Genomic DNA, 14,937 nt, shown 5'->3' with positions numbered 1-14,937 from the left:
TATTGCGACAGGATTGTGAAGTCCTGAAAAGAAAGAGTTTTTTGTACTCCCAGATTTTAGGTGACAGGGATGCCCTGCCGTCCGTTTCTCACCCCATAGTACGCCCAAAGGACGCGGGCAGCAATCGAACGATAGGGCTGCCAGCGCAGCGCCATGGCGCGGAAGGCCTTGTGCTGGGGTCGCTCGGCAAGCCCGAAGGCCTCTGCTGCGGCACTTTGAAGCGCGATGTCGCCGGTGGGGAAGACATCGGGATGGCCGGCACAGAACAGCAAAAAAACTTCCGACGTCCAGAGGCCGATGCCTTTCACCGCCGTGAGTTCGGCGATCGCCACCTCGGCATCGAGGAAGGCGATCCGTTCGAGATCGAGGCCGTCGCGGCAGGCCGATGCCAGGCCGCGCAGCGTCGATTCCTTGGCGCCGGAGAGGCCGGTCGTCCGCAACTCCTCGACGCTCAAGGCAAGGATGCGGTCCGGCGTGATCGTGCCGGCCAGCGCCTCCAGCCGCCGCCAGATCGCATCGGCCGAGGCGCGCGACACGACCTGGCCGGTGACGATATGCGCCAGTCCCTCATAGGCCGGGGGGCGGTGGCGCAGGGGGATACGGCCCGCCGCCTCGACGACCGGGGCGAAGGCCGGGTCGGTCTTCAGAAGCGCTTGCACGCCTGCGGCAATGTCGGCTTCGGTGCGGATCGGCTGCATCAGAACTTGTCTTTGCGGCTCCGGATCTCGGCGAAGACTTCCCAGTCCTCAGCACCCTCCATGCCGAGATGCTTGCGGATTTCGGCATCGTCCGCCCGGAGGAAGGGATTGGTGCGCTTTTCGAGCCCGATCGTGGTCGGGCAGGTATGGCCGCCCTCGGCGCGCAGTGTTTCGATTTCCTTGACGCGGGTGACGAGCTCGGAATTGCGCGGATCGATGGTCAGCGCGAAGCGGCCATTGGTCAGCGTATATTCATGGCTGAAATAGACGATCGTGTCGTCCGGCAGCGCCTTGAGCTTGGAAAGCGAGGTCCACATTTCCCTGGCGGAAGCCTCGAACAGCCGGCCGCAGCCGAGCGCAAACAGCGTGTCGGCGGAGAATAGCAGTTTGTCCTCAGGCAAATAGTAGCAAATGTGGCCGGCGGTGTGGCCGGGCGTCTCGATCACTTCGACCGGATGGCCGGCAAAGGAGAACTGGCCGCCATCGCCGAAGGCGAAGCCGATGCCGGGAATCTTGTCGGCCTCATTCTTCGGCCCGGTGATCTGGACATCAAAGCCGTCCTTGAGCGCCAGATTGGCCTCGACATGGTCATGGTGATGATGGGTGGTGAATATGTCGGTCAGGTTCCAGCCGCGACGATTGAGCGCGTCGAGGATCGGTCGTTCTTCCGGCGCATCGATCGACGCCGTTTTTCCCGACACGGAGTCGTGCAGGAGGATGCCGAAATTGTCCTGGTGGCAGGGAAAGAGTTCGATTTCGAGTTCAGCCATGGTGTCCCTCCATGTGGCTTGCCTGAAATACGACTGAAGCGCGTCGCGATCTCCGGGATCCGCTCCCGCGCTTCAGTGCCTTGTTTTGCGCATGTCTTCATCCCGAAACCGGTTCCCGCTTTCGGGAGACATGCGTGGCGCGCCCGCACATTTAGGATATGAGCGCTTGAAGTCCAGCCCGCGCCGGCTACATTTACCGGATGCAGACGGACATCGTTGATTTGAGAGAGTTTTATTCGTCGCCGCTCGGACAGGCGGCGGAGGCGTCGATCAGTCAGGCGCTGAAGACGCTCTGGGCGCGCCTGCCGGACGAGCGGTTGATCGGGCTCGGCTATGCGCTGCCTTATCTGGAGCGGTTCCGGGAAGGGGCAGAGCGCACGTTTGCCTTCATGCCGGCCGGGCAGGGGGCAGTCAACTGGCCGGCCGGGGCGCTGTCCTCCACCGCGCTGGTGTTCGACGAGGATCTTCCTTTGCCGGATTCCTCCATCGACCGCATCCTCCTGGTGCATTCGCTGGAATTCGCCGAGAATCCGCGCGAAATGCTGAAAGAGATCTATCGTGTGCTGGCGCCGGGCGGGCGGCTGGTGATCGTGGTGCCGAACCGGCGCGGTGTCTGGGCACGGCTGGAACATACGCCCTTCGGCGCCGGGCGGCCCTATTCGCGGGGACAATTGACGTCGCTGCTGCGGGAGACCAATTTCACGCCTGGGGCCTTTGCCGGTGCCCTGTTCTATCCGCCCTATCGGTCACGGCTGCTGCTGCGATTGTTCCATAGCCTGGATCCGCTTGGCCGGCGTGCCTTGCCGCTGTTCGCCGGCGTCATCGCCGCCGAAGCGCAGAAGCGGCTCTACCAGGGCCTGCCGGTGTTCGCGCGCGCCTCGCGCCGTGTGTTCGTGCCGGTGCTGGCGCCGCAGGGCATGCCGACGGCGCGCAGCCTGCCGCCCGACAAATAACAGAACGCTTCCATTTAAGCTTGAAAGGCTCTAATGGCTGCCGGCAATGAATTTTCGGCGGATTTTCCAGACATGAGTGATGTCCAGTTCAACAAGATCGCCCTGATCGGCATCGGCCTGATCGGCTCCTCGATCGCACGCGCGGTCAAGGAAAAGCATCTCGCCAATGAAGTGTCGATCACTACGCGCAGCCCGTTGACACTGGCGCGCGCCGAGGAACTGGAACTTGGCACCTTCTATACCGAGAGCGCCCTTGAATGCGTGCACGACGCAGACCTGGTGATCGTCTCCGTGCCGGTCGGTGCCTCGGGCACGGTGGCCGCTGAAATCGCACCGGGCCTGAAGCCGGGCGCCATCCTGACCGATGTCGGTTCGACGAAATCCTCCGTCATCGCGCAGATGCTGCCGCATGTGCCGGCCGGCGTGCATTTCATTCCCGGGCACCCGATCGCCGGTACGGAGCATTCCGGTCCCGATGCCGGCTTTTCCAGCCTGTTCCAGGGCCGCTGGTGTGTCCTGACGCCGGTGCCGGGCACGGAGGAGGCTGAGGTCGAAAAGCTTGGTGCCTTCTGGGAGGCGCTCGGATCGCGCGTCGATCGGATGGAAGCCGGCCATCACGACAAGGTGCTGGCGATCGTCTCGCATCTGCCGCATCTCATTGCCTATAACATCGTCGGCACGGCCGAGGACCTGGAAACGGTGACGGAATCGGAAGTCATCAAATATTCCGCCTCCGGTTTCCGCGATTTCACCCGCCTGGCCGCCTCCGACCCGGTGATGTGGCGCGACGTCTGCCTGCACAACAAGGATGCGATCCTGGAAATGCTGGCGCGGTTTTCGGAAGACCTCGCCTCGCTGCAGCGATCGATCCGCTGGGGAGAGGGCGACAAACTGCTCGATCTCTTTACCCGCACGCGCGCCATCCGCCGCTCGATCGTCGAGGCCGGCCAGGACACGGCAGCGGCTGATTTCGGCCGGCGCGGATAGTCCGTTATTTCCGGAACGACATGATCTTTTCGCGGATCAGCCGCGCGACGCTGCGGGTGTTCTGGTAGAGATGCAGTTGCGACGTCGCCTGCCGCGCCTCGCGGTCGGAATTCGGCAGCAGGCCGACGACCAGGGTGCCCATTTCCTCGCGTTCGCGCCAGAGGCGGCTCATGATCGGATGATCGGTCGCACCGCAGGAATCGGTGCGGACGATGTTAGGATCGTCGAGATGCCATTCCGTCAGGTGGGCCACCAGGAGCTTGCCGGGGGAGAAGCGGGCATAGCTTTCGTCATAGGCCGTCTTCCAGGTATAGGCCTCGCCGTTCATCATCAGCACCACCATGCTGGCGATCGCCTTGCCGTCGATGTCTAGGGTGTGGATACGGGCGGCATCCGCCTCGGCGAGGTTGAACAGCGCCTCGCGGGCAAAGGCGGCGCGGTATCGGTCCGAGAGCATGGCCGAACGCTTCTTACCCTTCCAGCCGCTGGCTTCGAGCAGCAGGAATTCTTCCATGCGCTCGCGGACTTCATGCGGATGGCGGGCGACGCTGTAGCTGACCGTGCCAAGCTGCTCGAGATGTCCCCATTGCCGGCGCATCTCACGCATATGGCTCGCTTTGATCGATGCCTTGAGATAGGTCTCGCCGTCCTGCAGGCTTTCCAGCATCGGGCGTTCATGCTGGTTGGCGGTGAAGACCGGCAGGTTGCGGGAAATGGCGATCGCCTTCAGCATCTGGGCGAAGGGGCCACGCAGGCGGATATCGGGCAGCACCAGCACATGCGGCAGCTGGCTCGCCTCGCGGCCAAACGCATCGAGCAGATGATCCATCGTCTCGGCGGGGTTTTCGCCATCGACCAGCGGTGTGCCGAGCGGGCCGAAGGGATTGGCCCAGGTGCGGATGATCGGCGCACCGATGGCGAAACCGGGCTTCTCGATCGAAAACGGCATGAGGAAGCGCAGCCGGCTGCGGTCGTCGCGCTGGTCGCGGATGACGGCGAGCCGGATTTCGCGATCCTCGAGGCGCGGCAAGGCGGGCGCCAGGAAGCGGCTGGCGAAGAAGACATTCGGCTCCATCGCCCTGTTGGAGAGGAAATCAAGCTCTTCCTGCAGGTCATAGCCGGACGACGCCTGATAGATGGAAAGCGTGCGGCCCGGTTTTGGCGTGTCGATTTCCAGCACCGGCAGCGGCCGGTCGCGCAGGTGGCCGATGTCGCCATGGGCGAGCTTCATCGACATCTGGAAGCTGGTTTCTTCATAGGTCGGTGCGGGGGCCATCGTCACGCATCCTTGGGCATCAAGCGGCGGCCATGGGGCCGGGCAAAGGCAAAAAGTACGATCGAAAGTTTTTTGCGCACGGCGACGTGCAGCAGGGTCGCCTCGACGAACATCGCGCCGGCGGCGGCAAAGGCCGCCCCTTCGATGCCATAGAGCGGTACGAGCACGACGTTAAAGACGATGTTGGCGGTCAGCGCCACGGCATAGAGCTTCATGCACAGCGTCTGTTCGCCTGCCATGGCAAGCAGGACCTCTCCCGGCCCAACCGAGCATTTGGCGAGGATGCCGATAAACAGGATCACCATGACATAGTAACCCTGGGTAAAACCGGGACCGAACATCGAGAGCAGGAAATTGCCGGCAAGCAATGCTGCAAGACCGATGAACAGCGCCGGCCAGAAGGCCCAGCGCACGGTTTGGCCGGCGAACCGGGCGAGCTCAGTGCCTTCGCCCGCCGCATAGAGCGCCGAGAAGCGCGGCGCGGATGCCGCCTTCACGGAGAAGAACACGAACTGTACCAGCACGATGGTCTTCGAGGCGGCATAGTAGATGCCGACCTGGCTCGGCGACAGGAAGAGGCCGGTGACGACAGTGTCGGAATTGGTGAGCAGGAAGCTGAAACCCTCGATCAGGAAGATCGGAAAGGCGACCTTCAGCCAGGTGCCGAATTCGACATGGATCGGCCCCTTGTCGAAATGCCGGCTGAGCCGCCAGCGGATGTTGAACAGCTGGGCGACGGAAGTGACATAGGTCGCGGCGAGGCTGGCGACCATGGCGGTGCGCGCGGTCTGCGGCTCGCCGGCCCAGACGGCGCCCAGCATGAACAGCAGGATCAGCAGCGGCCGGACGATATAGGTGGGGCTGAGCGCCACCACGGCCCAGCTATTGGCGCGTGCCGTGCCTTCCATCGTGTCGCCCAGCGCAATCATCGGCAGGATGAACAGCGCGATGAACAGCGGCACGACATAATAGCTTTCGATCTCGGCCTTGAAGATTTCGAGCGCGACAAAACCGATGATTGCCACGATCGTAGCCGAGAGCATGGCGAAGATGCGGGCGGTGACGGCCAGGCCGCGGACCCGTTCGAAATCATTGTCCGCCTGGAATTGCGGCAGAAAGCGGATCTGGGCGGAATGGAAGCCGAGGCAGGAGAGGTTGCCGATCAGGATCACCAGCACCCAGACGAAGACGAAGATGCCGTATTCGTGCTCGCCCATGATGCGGGCGAGGATGATCTGCGAAACGAAAGCGATGGCCGCCGAAACGATGCGAATCAGGAAGGCGATCAGCGCCATGCGCCCAGCCTGGCCGCCGCCATCGCGCGCCGTCAGAAAGGCGTGCATCCTGCCGGGCAGGGCCAGAAGCCTTTCGACGCGGTTTTCCGGCAGGTCCTTGGCGGACGCCTGGAGGATGGCCATGATACGCAATACCCGATTTCGTGACGCACGAATACCCAGCCTGTTCTAGGCCGGTTGAGGTTAAGAAACGGTGTGGATAGGGTGGTTTCGAGCGGGGAATATTGACGGATTTGTTGTGCCATATCAGACGGAGTGGGAACCAGCTCCGTCGCGGCTAATTCACATCCTCCGGAAATACCGGCAGCGCAGCAATCTCAATGCCCTCATCGACCAGCGCCGTGACCTCATCATGCGACGCCTGGCCGATGATGCCGCGGGCTTCCGCCTCGCCATAATGGATCTTGCGAGCTTCCTCGGGAAATTTCTCGCCGACATCCTCGGAATTGTTACGGATTTCGGCGACGACTTCCTTGATCTTGGCCATCATTTCGCGGCGGCTATTGTCCATCACCATCTGGCGGATGCCGTCCTTCTGCCGGCCGGTGGTGAGGTTCGGCGCCATCAGCAGTTTGGTCACGGATTGCGAGCCGCAATGCGGACAGCTGACATAGCCGGCCGTGAGCTGCCGGTCGAAATCCTCGCTCGAGGCGAACCAGCCTTCGAATTCGTGCTCCTTATCGCATTGAAGGGAATAGCGGATCACTTAACTTACTCTACCATTTCGTTGAGGCGCGTTTCCGCAACTTCGAAATCGCGCGCATTCTTCAAGTTCGGAATTTTCTGGCGTGTCGCCGCCACGGTGGACAGATCGAGTTCGGCAGTGATAACGGCCTCGCCGCTATCCGGCCCTTCGGCGAGGATGCGGCCCCAGGGATCGACGATCAGCGAATGGCCATAGGTTTCGCGGCCGTCCTCATGCTTGCCGCCTTGCGCAGCCGCGATCAGGAAAGCGCCGTTCTCGATCGCACGAGCGCGAACCAGGACATGCCAATGCGCCTCGCCGGTCTGGCGGGTGAAGGCGGTGGGCACGGTCAGGATTTCGGCGCCGGCAAGCGCCTCGGTGCGGAACAGTTGCGGGAAGCGGACATCGTAGCAGATGGCAAAACCCATCCGGCCGAAGGGCAGGTCGGCGATGCGCGCCTCGTGGCCCGGCCTGTAGACAGCGCTTTCGCGCCAGCTTTCGCCATTGTCGAGGTCGACATCGAACATATGGATCTTGTCGTAGCGGCAGATGATCGCTCCATCGGGGCCGAAGAGGAAGCCGCGATTGGCGACCTTGCCGTCGCCAAGGCCGATGGCCGTCGAGCCGATATGCAGATGGATGCCGAGTTCCTTGGCCAGCGAGGCACCTTTGGCGACGATGACATCGGTGTCCTCGGGCCTCAGCGCGTCGAACAGCGCCTTGCGGTCGCGTTGCAGCGCGCCGGTCATTTCGGGCGTCTGGATATAGACGGCGCCTTGAGCATGCGCTTCGCGCACCAGCGCTTCGACGCGGGCGGCGTTGCGGGCGATGTCGGTGCCCGAGCACATCTGGATGGCGGCGACCTTGACCATATCCGACCTCACGCTGCCAAGAGGGGATCGAGCTTGCCGGCGCGGTCCAGCGCATGCAGCTCGTCACAGCCGCCGACATGCCGGCCATCGATGAAGATCTGCGGAAACGTGTTGCGGCCATGGGCCTTGTCGACCATCTCGGCGCGTAGGTCCGGCTTGCCGGTCGCGTCATGCTCGACATAGTCGACGCCCTTGGCTTCCAGTAGCGCCTTGGCAGCCGAGCAATAGCCGCAGAACTGCCTCGTATAGATGATCACGGATGCCATGCCATTCTCCGATCAGAATCCTATTCTTCTGTCATTTCAAGTTCATATAGTATCGGGAAGGGCTCTTGCAAAGGTTAATACCGCTATGTCCGAGGCTCCGGCCCGGCGTGCGGCACGGGCCATGGCCGAGACGGTTGCGCCGGTCGTATAGACGTCGTCGATGATGACGATGCGGCGGCCGGCGATCTCGGCCTTGCCACGTTCGGTGATACGGAAGGCGCCACGGACATTTTCGGCACGGCCGGTGCGCCCGAGACCCACCTGATGCTTGGTATGACGGGTGCGGCGGATGGCATCGGCGAGCATCGGCTTGTCGGTCAGGCGCGACAAGGCGAGCGCCAGTTCGGCCGCCTGGTTGAATTTGCGCGACATCAGCCGGTAGCGATGCAGCGGCACGGGAACGAGGACGTCGCAATCGGCGAGCAGTTCCTTGCCGGCGCGGGCCATCCATAGCGCCAGCATCGGCGAAAGTTCGGTACGGTCACGGTATTTCAGGGCGTGGACGAGATTGCGGGCGGTGCCGTTGAAGGCGCAGACGGAGCGCAGGCGGTCGAAATCCGGCGGATTGGCTATGGCTTCGGCCGAGAGAATGCCGGGGCCGAGATCGTGGCTGAAGGGGACGCCGAGCACTTCGCAATAGGGCCGCTCGATGAAGGCGATGTCGCGCCAGCAGTCAGGACAGAGCGCACCGTGACCCGCCGCCATGCGGCCGCAGCCGGGACAGGCCGGTGGGAAAAGCAGGTCGACGGCACGGCGCGCGAGCGCGGCGAGATGACCGCGCACCATCGTCGTTCTGCTCACGCTTGCCTGTTCTTCCGCCTCTTGCATGGATTGACAATAGTCGGGGATTGGTGCCTTTGCGAAGCGGTTTTTGCGAGTGACTGGCATGGATATCCTGATCGACCCCGAACTGGCCGTGGCCCGACGCCGCCGTGCCGCAAAAAGGTTCGATCCGAAGGCCGGTTTCCTGCTCGATCTCGCCGCCGAGGAATTTGCACTGCGGCTCGGCGCCGTCGAGCGGCATTTCGAGCGTGCGGCCGAACTGTTCGGCGGCACGAGCGCGGTGGCGCAGGCCGCGCTTGCCACCGGCAAGATCGGCAGGCTGGAACAGGTCGACGTGCTGACTGAGGCCGCGCCCGATCATGCCGCGTCTTCGCTGGAAGATGTGCCGCTCGAGGCGGATGCCTATAATCTGGTGCTGGCGCCACCCTTCCTGCATCTGGTCAACGACCTGCCCGGCAGCCTGATCCGCATTCGCCGGGCGCTGAAGCCGGATGGACTGCTGATGGCAGCGATCCCCGGTGCCGGCACGCTCGCCGAACTCAATGACGTCCTGCTCGAAACCGAACAGCGGCTTTATGGCGGCGCCAGCCCGCGCGTCGTGCCATTCGGCGAGGTTCGGGCCGTGGGCGGCCTGTTGCAGCGCGCCGGTTTCAGCCTGCCGGTTGCCGATGTCGAAACGTATACAGTGCGCTATGATTCCCTGTTCGGCCTGATGGCCGATCTCAGGGCGCTCGGCCAGACCAATCCGCTCGCCGATCGTTCGAAGCGGCCGATGACCCGGACCTTCTTCCTCGAAGCGGCGCGACTTTATGCCGAGCGCTATTCCGATCCCGATGGCCGCATTCGCGCGACCTTCTCGATGATCTTCCTCTCCGGCTGGGCACCGCACGAGAGCCAGCAGAAGCCGCTGAAGCCCGGTTCGGCCAAGGTGCGGCTGGCGGATGCGTTGAAGGGCATCAAGCTGGACTGAACGGAATCAAGCTTACGAAGATTTGGCTTGCTTCGGAATATATGGCCCGCCCGGCTCGCCCCAGCCCCATTTCGGCATCGGCGCATGCTCGAAGACCTTGGCGCCCGGCTGCGAGTTGATCACCGCAAGCCGCGTGCCCCATTCGAGATAGCCGACAAGCGCCGAGGCGAATTCCGGATCGGCCGGCAGGCCGAGATCGGTATAGGTGTCGAGCAGCAGATTGATCCAGCGTCGGCGCATCGGCTCGGTCAGGTGCTTGCCGAGATGATGGCGGATCATCGCGGGATGGCCGCCGCGCTGTTCGGAATAGAGCTTTGGCCCGCCCAGCACTTCCGCCAGGAACATGGCGACATGCTCGGGATGGTCCCTGTCCATGCCCGCGAAGACCGGCCCGAGCAATTCGTCCTGCGGGACGCGCCGATAGAATTCCGTCGTCAGCCGCTTCAGCGCATCGAAGCCGCCAATCCATTCGTAGAGCGTGGGTACCGTCATCATTGCCTCCGTCCGTCAGAGGACAATATGTGTGGGCGAGATGGTCTTTCAAGGCGCGATGCTTGAATGTGGAGGATGGCTCGCGGGCCGCGTCTAAAGCCTGGCCAACAAAGGCAAGACGGCATCGATCAGCGGTGCGGCAGAAACCGGTTCTCCACCCTCCACCCATGAAATCTGGTATTCGGCGATTTCGAGGCCGACGACCTCGCTCTCCGCCAGAACCGCGCAAGCGGCTTTCAGGTCGGTAAGGGATAGGCCGCCCTCGCAACGATAGTCTGTCGGGACGATCCCCGGCTCCAGCACATCGCAGTCGAGATGGACATAGACCGGACGTCCCCCGACGGCTGTGGAAAGACGTTGCGCCAGATTGGAGCCTGGTGCGATCATGGGGAGGTCGCGCTCTTCGATCAACTCGACTTCGAACGGGTCCAGGTCCCGCTGCCCGACAAGCACCAGGTTTTCGAACCGCAGCCCTGAACCGAGGCCGGACTCCCACATGCCAAGCGGCCCCGTCAGCGCCAGGCCGCCAAGATAGCCGGTGGCGCTGGCGTCGGGCGTGTTGAGATCGCCATGGGCGTCGAACCAGACGACCACGGCATCGGGACGATGCCTTGCGACAACAGGCAAGGTGGCAAGGGAAACCGCGCAACGGCTCGATGCGGCCAGGGAACGCTGGCCCCGCGAATACACGGCCTCGAATCTGTCGCGCATCGCCTCGAGCGCAGGCATCGCAAATTCGAGTTCCGGTTTCCAGCCGGCACGGGTCATCGGCTCGGGGCGGCCGATAACCGTCGGTTCAAGACCGAGTCGCTGCGCGAGCAGTTTCGACAGCGACATCGCGCCCGGGATCGCGAGATCGTTGTGATCGCCTGCTCTTGCCTGGAAAACCGTCAATGCTGCCGTCATTGTGCGCTCCCTGAAACTGCGGTCTGCCGCCATTCAATAGCCGGTTTCAGTTGCGTCACAAGTGCTTGCGCGGATGGACTATGATATGGCTTGCGCTGAATGCACCGGCCGCTGCGGCTCCCGGGGAGGACCATTTGATCAAGGCAAAACCGTTCGATTATCCCTATGATGGAAACCTGACGGCCGGCGCGACCGCGCTTGTCGTCATCGACATGCAGCACGATTTCCTTTCCGCCGATGGCTATTTTGCCAGGCAGGGCTACGACCCATCGCCTTTGCGTGCGACGCTGCCGGTCCTGTCCGGGTTGATCGCTGCCTGCCGCGCCGCCGGCGTGAAAATCATCCATACAAGGCAAGGCTATCGCGCCGACCAGGCAGATATGACGCCTTACGAGAAATGGCGGCGCCAGCGGGCCGGGCTGGAAGGTACCGACGTGCTGCTGCGCGGAAGTCGCGGTTTCGAGATCGTTCCGGAGATCGATGTCCGGCCGCAGGACATTATCGTCGACAAGACATGCAACGGCGCCTTCACCTACACGGATTTCGAACATGTCCTGCGCGCCCAGGGGATAACACATCTCATGTTCGCCGGATGCACGACGGATGTCTGCGTCCACACCACGCTGCGCGAAGCATGTGACCGGAATTTCCAATGCCTGACGATTTCCGATGCATGCGCCAGTGGAGATCAATATGCCCATGAGGCGGCGCTTCACATGGTGACGGTCGAAAACGGTGTTTTTGGTGCTTTGACCGATTCGTCGGCAGTGATCGAAGCGCTCGGACGATTGCCGAGAGTGTGACCATAATCTGGCAACAGGAATGCTGACGCAATGCAGGCAGGTTGTGGCGCGATGCTTGAATAGAGAAAGGGCGCTCGACCCTTCCGGGGAGCGCCCTTTACATCACCTGACTGCCGCCGGTCCCAGCCATTCGGCTGCATCAGCGCCAGTCGGTTCGTGAGCTTAAATAGTGCGCGCGATGGCCGGTTCAAGGGGCTGGGCTGACCGGTGGACGCCAATCAGGACGGTTCTTTCGCGGCGGGCTCGAAAGCAAACCATGCCAGCCTTTGTTCCCGAATATTAGCGGCGTGAGCATCTTCATTATTCCCCTCAGCAAAAAATAGCGTTGACAGTTCGTGCACGTTTGTGCATGTTTGTACGCATTCATACCGGATTCGACAATGACCGAACTTCTTCTCCATGAACGTCAGGGCCTCATCCGCAAGCGGCTTGCGGACGAGGGGCGCGTGATTGCTACCGATCTGGCGCAGGAGTTCCGCATTTCCGAGGACACGATCCGGCGCGATCTGCGCGAAATGGCAGCGGCCGGGCTTTGCCGGCGCGTTTATGGCGGGGCGCTGGCGCCGGCGGATGGGGCGGACAATACGCTGATCAAGCGGCTCTCCGAAAAGCCGGAACGCAAGGATGCGCTGGCGAAAGCGGCCGTGACCCTGTTCAAAGCGGGCATGACGCTGTTTATCGATGCCGGCACCACCAATCTGGCAATTGCGCAGGCCATTCCCGCGGATCTGCCGCTCACCGTGATCACCAATGCGCCGATGATTGCGGCCAGCCTTGTCGGACGGCGCGAGATCGATGTCGTCGGTATCGGCGGTCGGCTAGATCATACGTCCGGCGCCATGCTGGGTGCCAAGGCAATGCAGGAGGCCGAGAGCTTTCATCCCGATCTTTGCGTGCTCGGCAGTTGCGGACTCGATACCGAGAACGGCGTCACGGCGTCGTTCTACGAGGAAGCGGAATTCAAGCGTTTCGTGGCGCTGAGGAGCCGGAAAGTGATGGCGGCGGTCACCAATGAGAAGCTTGGCGTGCCGGCCTCTTTCGCGGTGATTCCGTTCCAGAAAGTTGGTCCGGTGATCGTCGAGCATGATGCGGATCCGGGGACAGTCGACAGTCTGGCCGCTGCCGGCGCCGAACTGGTCCGCGCCGGAAAATAGCAGAAAATCGGTTGGATTTCCAAGCATCCGATCGATTTTCGATGGAAATTGAAATCGCTTTCAAAGCCGGGATATGGCGTTGGGGGCCAGCAGTGCGCTTCGGCGACACTTTGGAGATAACATGGCCGATCAATCGATTGCTGGGCGCCCGACGCAACTCACCGGGACTTTTCCCAAGGAGCGGGTCGCCGTTTGTCTGCTTTTCCTCGCCAACGGCTTCTATACCGGCGCATGGTCGCTAAAAATTCCGGAACTGTCGGAGCGGCTCAATCTCTCGCCTTTCTATATTGCCTTGATCGTGGTGTTCTTCGGCCTTGGTTCGATCACCATCATGCCGCTTTGCGGCCGGCAGATCGCCAAGCATGGTTCCAGCGTTGTCGCCAGGGGCACCGGCATCGTCTTCCTGTTCACCATGTTGTTGATCTCGTTGGCGCCGAATGTCTGGACTGCGGCAATCGCGGTCTTCCTGTTCGGTGGCTTTGCCGGCGCAATGGACGTGGCGATGAATGCCAACGCCGTCGAGGTGGAAAAATCGATGCGCAAGGCGATCATGTCGTCCTGCCATGCCTTCTGGAGCCTGGGGGCGCTTATCGGCTCGGCGGCCGGCGGCTACATGATCGAGCATTTCGGCGCCGTTCCGCATTCGATCATCATCACCGTGGTCGACGCCATCGTGCTTTTTGCAGCGCTTTCGATGATCCTGCACGACGGACCGCATATCGAGGAAGCGCATGCGGAAGCCGGTCCGAAACCGAGCCTGTTCAAGAGCCCGTTGCCCTGGCTGCTTGGCATCATGGCGCTGTTCTGCATGGTGCAGGAGGGCATCGTCATCGACTGGTCGGCGCTCTATCTCAACCGCGATCTCGGCTCGAGCCTGACGCTGGCCGCCTTTGCTGCCGGCAGCTTCCATGGAGCCATGACGATCATGCGCCTGTTCGGCGACGGCATTCGCGACCGGCTGGGCGCGGTACAGACTATGCGGATCTCCGGCGTGATCGCTTTTGTCGGCATGCTGATCGGCGGTTTTGCCCCGAATGCCGGGGTGGCGATCGCGGGCTTCGCACTGTCGGGGCTGGGTGTTTCCAACATGGTGCCGATCGCCTTCTCCGCTGCTGGCAACCTGCCGGGCATGGCCAAGGGCGTCGGGCTTTCCGTGGTCACCATCATGGGCTATTCGGGCACGCTGTTCGCGCCGACGCTGTTCGGCTTCGTCGCCGAGCATATCGGCTTCTCGGCGATCTATATCGGCACGCCGATGCTGCTGATCGTCGTGCTGCTGCTGTCCAATCTGGCGCGGTATGCGGACGGCATCAAAGGTCATTGAATTCAGGGTGATGGGCAGGCCACATTTTCAGCTCAGCGGCTTGTCACTCCGCGATAAACATGATTGACCTTGCATCCGGACCGTTGATGGGGGTGCATCATGTCGTCGGAAGCGCTGATCGTGATCGATGTGCAGAACGATTTCTGCCCTGGCGGTGCACTGGCTGTCGCCGATGGCGACGCCATTCTGCCGCTGGTCAACGGGCTGATTGCGCGTTTCGAGCACGTGGTGCTGACACAGGACTGGCATCCCGCCGGCCATTCGAGTTTCGCTTCGAGCCATTCCGGCAAGGCGCCGTTCGAGATGATCGACATGCCCTATGGGCCGCAGACGCTCTGGCCGGATCATTGCGTACAGGGGACAAAGGGTGCGGAATTCCACCCGGCGCTCGAATGGAACAGGGCCGAGCTGGTGATCCGCAAGGGWTTCCGGAAAGGAATCGATTCCTATTCGGCCTTCTTCGAAAACGACCACACGACGCCGACCGGTCTTGCCGGCTATCTGCGCGAGCGCGGCATCGGAAAAATCATGCTGTGCGGCCTGGCGACGGATTTCTGTGTCGCCTTTTCGGCGCTCGATGCCATCAGGAGCGGCTTCGAAACCCAGGTCATGCTCGACGCCTGCCGGGGAATAGACCTCGGCGGCTCGATCGCGACGATGACGAATGAGATGAAAGCGGCAGGCGTCTCGCTCACATAAGCCG

At 62.3% G+C, this 14,937-nt stretch carries 17 protein-coding genes; 7 read left to right on the top strand and 10 right to left on the bottom strand.

All coding sequences use genetic code 11. From position 1 onward, the window contains the following. Positions 1–56 precede the first annotated feature (56 nt). Positions 57–698 carry a DNA-3-methyladenine glycosylase family protein gene (locus AC1DYF_RS18840; RefSeq protein WP_477878280.1) on the bottom strand — a complete coding sequence of 214 codons (642 nt, stop codon included), beginning with the start codon at positions 696–698 and terminating at the stop codon, positions 57–59. Then, positions 698–1,468: a hydroxyacylglutathione hydrolase gene (gloB, locus tag AC1DYF_RS18835; protein ID WP_477878279.1), complete on the bottom strand. Its 771-nt coding sequence runs from the start codon at positions 1,466–1,468 to the stop codon at positions 698–700. The genes AC1DYF_RS18840 and gloB overlap by 1 nt, the downstream gene beginning before the upstream one ends. 200 nt (positions 1,469–1,668) lie before the next feature. Between gloB and AC1DYF_RS18830 the strand changes: the two genes are divergently transcribed. After that, positions 1,669–2,421 carry a class I SAM-dependent methyltransferase gene (locus AC1DYF_RS18830; protein WP_477878278.1) on the top strand — a complete coding sequence of 251 codons (753 nt, stop codon included), beginning with the start codon at positions 1,669–1,671 and terminating at the stop codon, positions 2,419–2,421. Between the two features lie 72 nt (positions 2,422–2,493). Next, on the top strand, positions 2,494–3,408 hold the full coding sequence (locus tag AC1DYF_RS18825; protein ID WP_477878277.1) for a prephenate/arogenate dehydrogenase family protein: 915 nt from the start codon (positions 2,494–2,496) through the stop codon (positions 3,406–3,408). 4 nt (positions 3,409–3,412) lie between these two features. On the opposite strand, the gene AC1DYF_RS18820 is transcribed toward AC1DYF_RS18825, so the two are convergent. The 6 genes from AC1DYF_RS18820 to AC1DYF_RS18795 all read right to left on the bottom strand — a co-directional run bounded on the left by AC1DYF_RS18820 (position 3,413) and on the right by AC1DYF_RS18795 (position 8,588). Then, positions 3,413–4,684: a GNAT family N-acetyltransferase gene (locus AC1DYF_RS18820; protein ID WP_477878276.1), complete on the bottom strand. Its 1,272-nt coding sequence runs from the start codon at positions 4,682–4,684 to the stop codon at positions 3,413–3,415. A 2-nt stretch (positions 4,685–4,686) separates the two neighbouring features. Then, entirely contained in the window at positions 4,687–6,102 is a 1,416-nt protein-coding gene (locus AC1DYF_RS18815) for a lipopolysaccharide biosynthesis protein (protein ID WP_477878275.1), read from the bottom strand. A gap of 154 nt (positions 6,103–6,256) precedes the next feature. Further along, complete coding sequence (locus AC1DYF_RS18810) at positions 6,257–6,685, bottom strand: DUF1178 family protein (protein ID WP_477878274.1); 429 nt, start codon at positions 6,683–6,685, stop codon at positions 6,257–6,259. A 5-nt stretch (positions 6,686–6,690) separates the two neighbouring features. Next, on the bottom strand, positions 6,691–7,536 hold the full coding sequence (locus tag AC1DYF_RS18805; RefSeq protein ID WP_477878273.1) for a carbon-nitrogen hydrolase family protein: 846 nt from the start codon (positions 7,534–7,536) through the stop codon (positions 6,691–6,693). An 8-nt stretch (positions 7,537–7,544) separates the two neighbouring features. Then, complete coding sequence (gene grxC / locus AC1DYF_RS18800; protein WP_477878272.1) at positions 7,545–7,802, bottom strand: glutaredoxin 3; 258 nt, start codon at positions 7,800–7,802, stop codon at positions 7,545–7,547. A 42-nt stretch (positions 7,803–7,844) separates the two neighbouring features. Next, on the bottom strand, positions 7,845–8,588 hold the full coding sequence (locus tag AC1DYF_RS18795; RefSeq protein ID WP_477878309.1) for a ComF family protein: 744 nt from the start codon (positions 8,586–8,588) through the stop codon (positions 7,845–7,847). A gap of 100 nt (positions 8,589–8,688) precedes the next feature. Between AC1DYF_RS18795 and AC1DYF_RS18790 the strand changes: the two genes are divergently transcribed. Continuing rightward, a complete protein-coding gene (locus AC1DYF_RS18790) occupies positions 8,689–9,555 on the top strand; it encodes a methyltransferase domain-containing protein (protein WP_477878271.1) in 867 nt (288 codons plus the stop codon). Between the two features lie 12 nt (positions 9,556–9,567). Here AC1DYF_RS18790 and AC1DYF_RS18785 read toward each other — a convergent pair whose 3' ends face one another. Both AC1DYF_RS18785 and AC1DYF_RS18780 read right to left on the bottom strand, forming a co-directional pair. Further along, positions 9,568–10,047 carry a group II truncated hemoglobin gene (locus AC1DYF_RS18785; protein ID WP_477878270.1) on the bottom strand — a complete coding sequence of 160 codons (480 nt, stop codon included), beginning with the start codon at positions 10,045–10,047 and terminating at the stop codon, positions 9,568–9,570. Between the two features lie 93 nt (positions 10,048–10,140). Next, a complete protein-coding gene (locus tag AC1DYF_RS18780; protein WP_477878269.1) occupies positions 10,141–10,953 on the bottom strand; it encodes an arginase family protein in 813 nt (270 codons plus the stop codon). A gap of 134 nt (positions 10,954–11,087) precedes the next feature. On the opposite strand from AC1DYF_RS18780, the gene AC1DYF_RS18775 reads away from it, so the two are divergent. The 4 genes from AC1DYF_RS18775 to pncA all read left to right on the top strand — a co-directional run bounded on the left by AC1DYF_RS18775 (position 11,088) and on the right by pncA (position 14,933). Next, the gene (locus AC1DYF_RS18775) at positions 11,088–11,756 is read left to right on the top strand and encodes a cysteine hydrolase family protein (RefSeq protein ID WP_477878268.1); all 669 of its coding nucleotides are present in this window, start codon (positions 11,088–11,090) and stop codon (positions 11,754–11,756) included. A 380-nt stretch (positions 11,757–12,136) separates the two neighbouring features. After that, on the top strand, positions 12,137–12,910 hold the full coding sequence (locus AC1DYF_RS18770) for a DeoR/GlpR family DNA-binding transcription regulator (protein WP_477878267.1): 774 nt from the start codon (positions 12,137–12,139) through the stop codon (positions 12,908–12,910). Between the two features lie 121 nt (positions 12,911–13,031). Beyond that, positions 13,032–14,234, top strand: coding sequence for an MFS transporter (locus AC1DYF_RS18765; RefSeq protein WP_477878266.1), 1,203 nt, complete (start codon positions 13,032–13,034; stop codon positions 14,232–14,234). A gap of 99 nt (positions 14,235–14,333) precedes the next feature. Beyond that, positions 14,334–14,933 (top strand): bifunctional nicotinamidase/pyrazinamidase, encoded by a 600-nt coding sequence (pncA, locus tag AC1DYF_RS18760; RefSeq protein ID WP_477878265.1) that lies wholly within the window; start codon positions 14,334–14,336, stop codon positions 14,931–14,933. Positions 14,934–14,937 lie beyond the last annotated feature (4 nt).

Source organism: Rhizobium sp. P2_G9 (assembly GCF_056403475.1).
This window is presented reverse-complemented; position numbering and strand designations above follow the sequence as displayed.

What these genes read in the sequence shown, in the direction of transcription:
- grxC (WP_477878272.1), bottom strand. Translation starts at nt 7,802, where the DNA reads ATGGCATCCGTGATCATCTATACGAGGCAGTTCTGCGGCTATTGCTCG.
- AC1DYF_RS18790 (WP_477878271.1), top strand. Translation starts at nt 8,689, where the DNA reads ATGGATATCCTGATCGACCCCGAACTGGCCGTGGCCCGACGCCGCCGT.
- AC1DYF_RS18785 (WP_477878270.1), bottom strand. Translation starts at nt 10,047, where the DNA reads ATGACGGTACCCACGCTCTACGAATGGATTGGCGGCTTCGATGCGCTG.
- AC1DYF_RS18780 (WP_477878269.1), bottom strand. Translation starts at nt 10,953, where the DNA reads ATGACGGCAGCATTGACGGTTTTCCAGGCAAGAGCAGGCGATCACAAC.
- AC1DYF_RS18805 (WP_477878273.1), bottom strand. Translation starts at nt 7,536, where the DNA reads ATGGTCAAGGTCGCCGCCATCCAGATGTGCTCGGGCACCGACATCGCC.
- gloB (WP_477878279.1), bottom strand. Translation starts at nt 1,468, where the DNA reads ATGGCTGAACTCGAAATCGAACTCTTTCCCTGCCACCAGGACAATTTC.
- AC1DYF_RS18770 (WP_477878267.1), top strand. Translation starts at nt 12,137, where the DNA reads ATGACCGAACTTCTTCTCCATGAACGTCAGGGCCTCATCCGCAAGCGG.
- AC1DYF_RS18840 (WP_477878280.1), bottom strand. Translation starts at nt 698, where the DNA reads ATGCAGCCGATCCGCACCGAAGCCGACATTGCCGCAGGCGTGCAAGCG.
- AC1DYF_RS18765 (WP_477878266.1), top strand. Translation starts at nt 13,032, where the DNA reads ATGGCCGATCAATCGATTGCTGGGCGCCCGACGCAACTCACCGGGACT.
- AC1DYF_RS18825 (WP_477878277.1), top strand. Translation starts at nt 2,494, where the DNA reads ATGAGTGATGTCCAGTTCAACAAGATCGCCCTGATCGGCATCGGCCTG.
- AC1DYF_RS18830 (WP_477878278.1), top strand. Translation starts at nt 1,669, where the DNA reads ATGCAGACGGACATCGTTGATTTGAGAGAGTTTTATTCGTCGCCGCTC.
- AC1DYF_RS18820 (WP_477878276.1), bottom strand. Translation starts at nt 4,684, where the DNA reads ATGGCCCCCGCACCGACCTATGAAGAAACCAGCTTCCAGATGTCGATG.
- AC1DYF_RS18795 (WP_477878309.1), bottom strand. Translation starts at nt 8,588, where the DNA reads ATGGTGCGCGGTCATCTCGCCGCGCTCGCGCGCCGTGCCGTCGACCTG.
- AC1DYF_RS18815 (WP_477878275.1), bottom strand. Translation starts at nt 6,102, where the DNA reads ATGGCCATCCTCCAGGCGTCCGCCAAGGACCTGCCGGAAAACCGCGTC.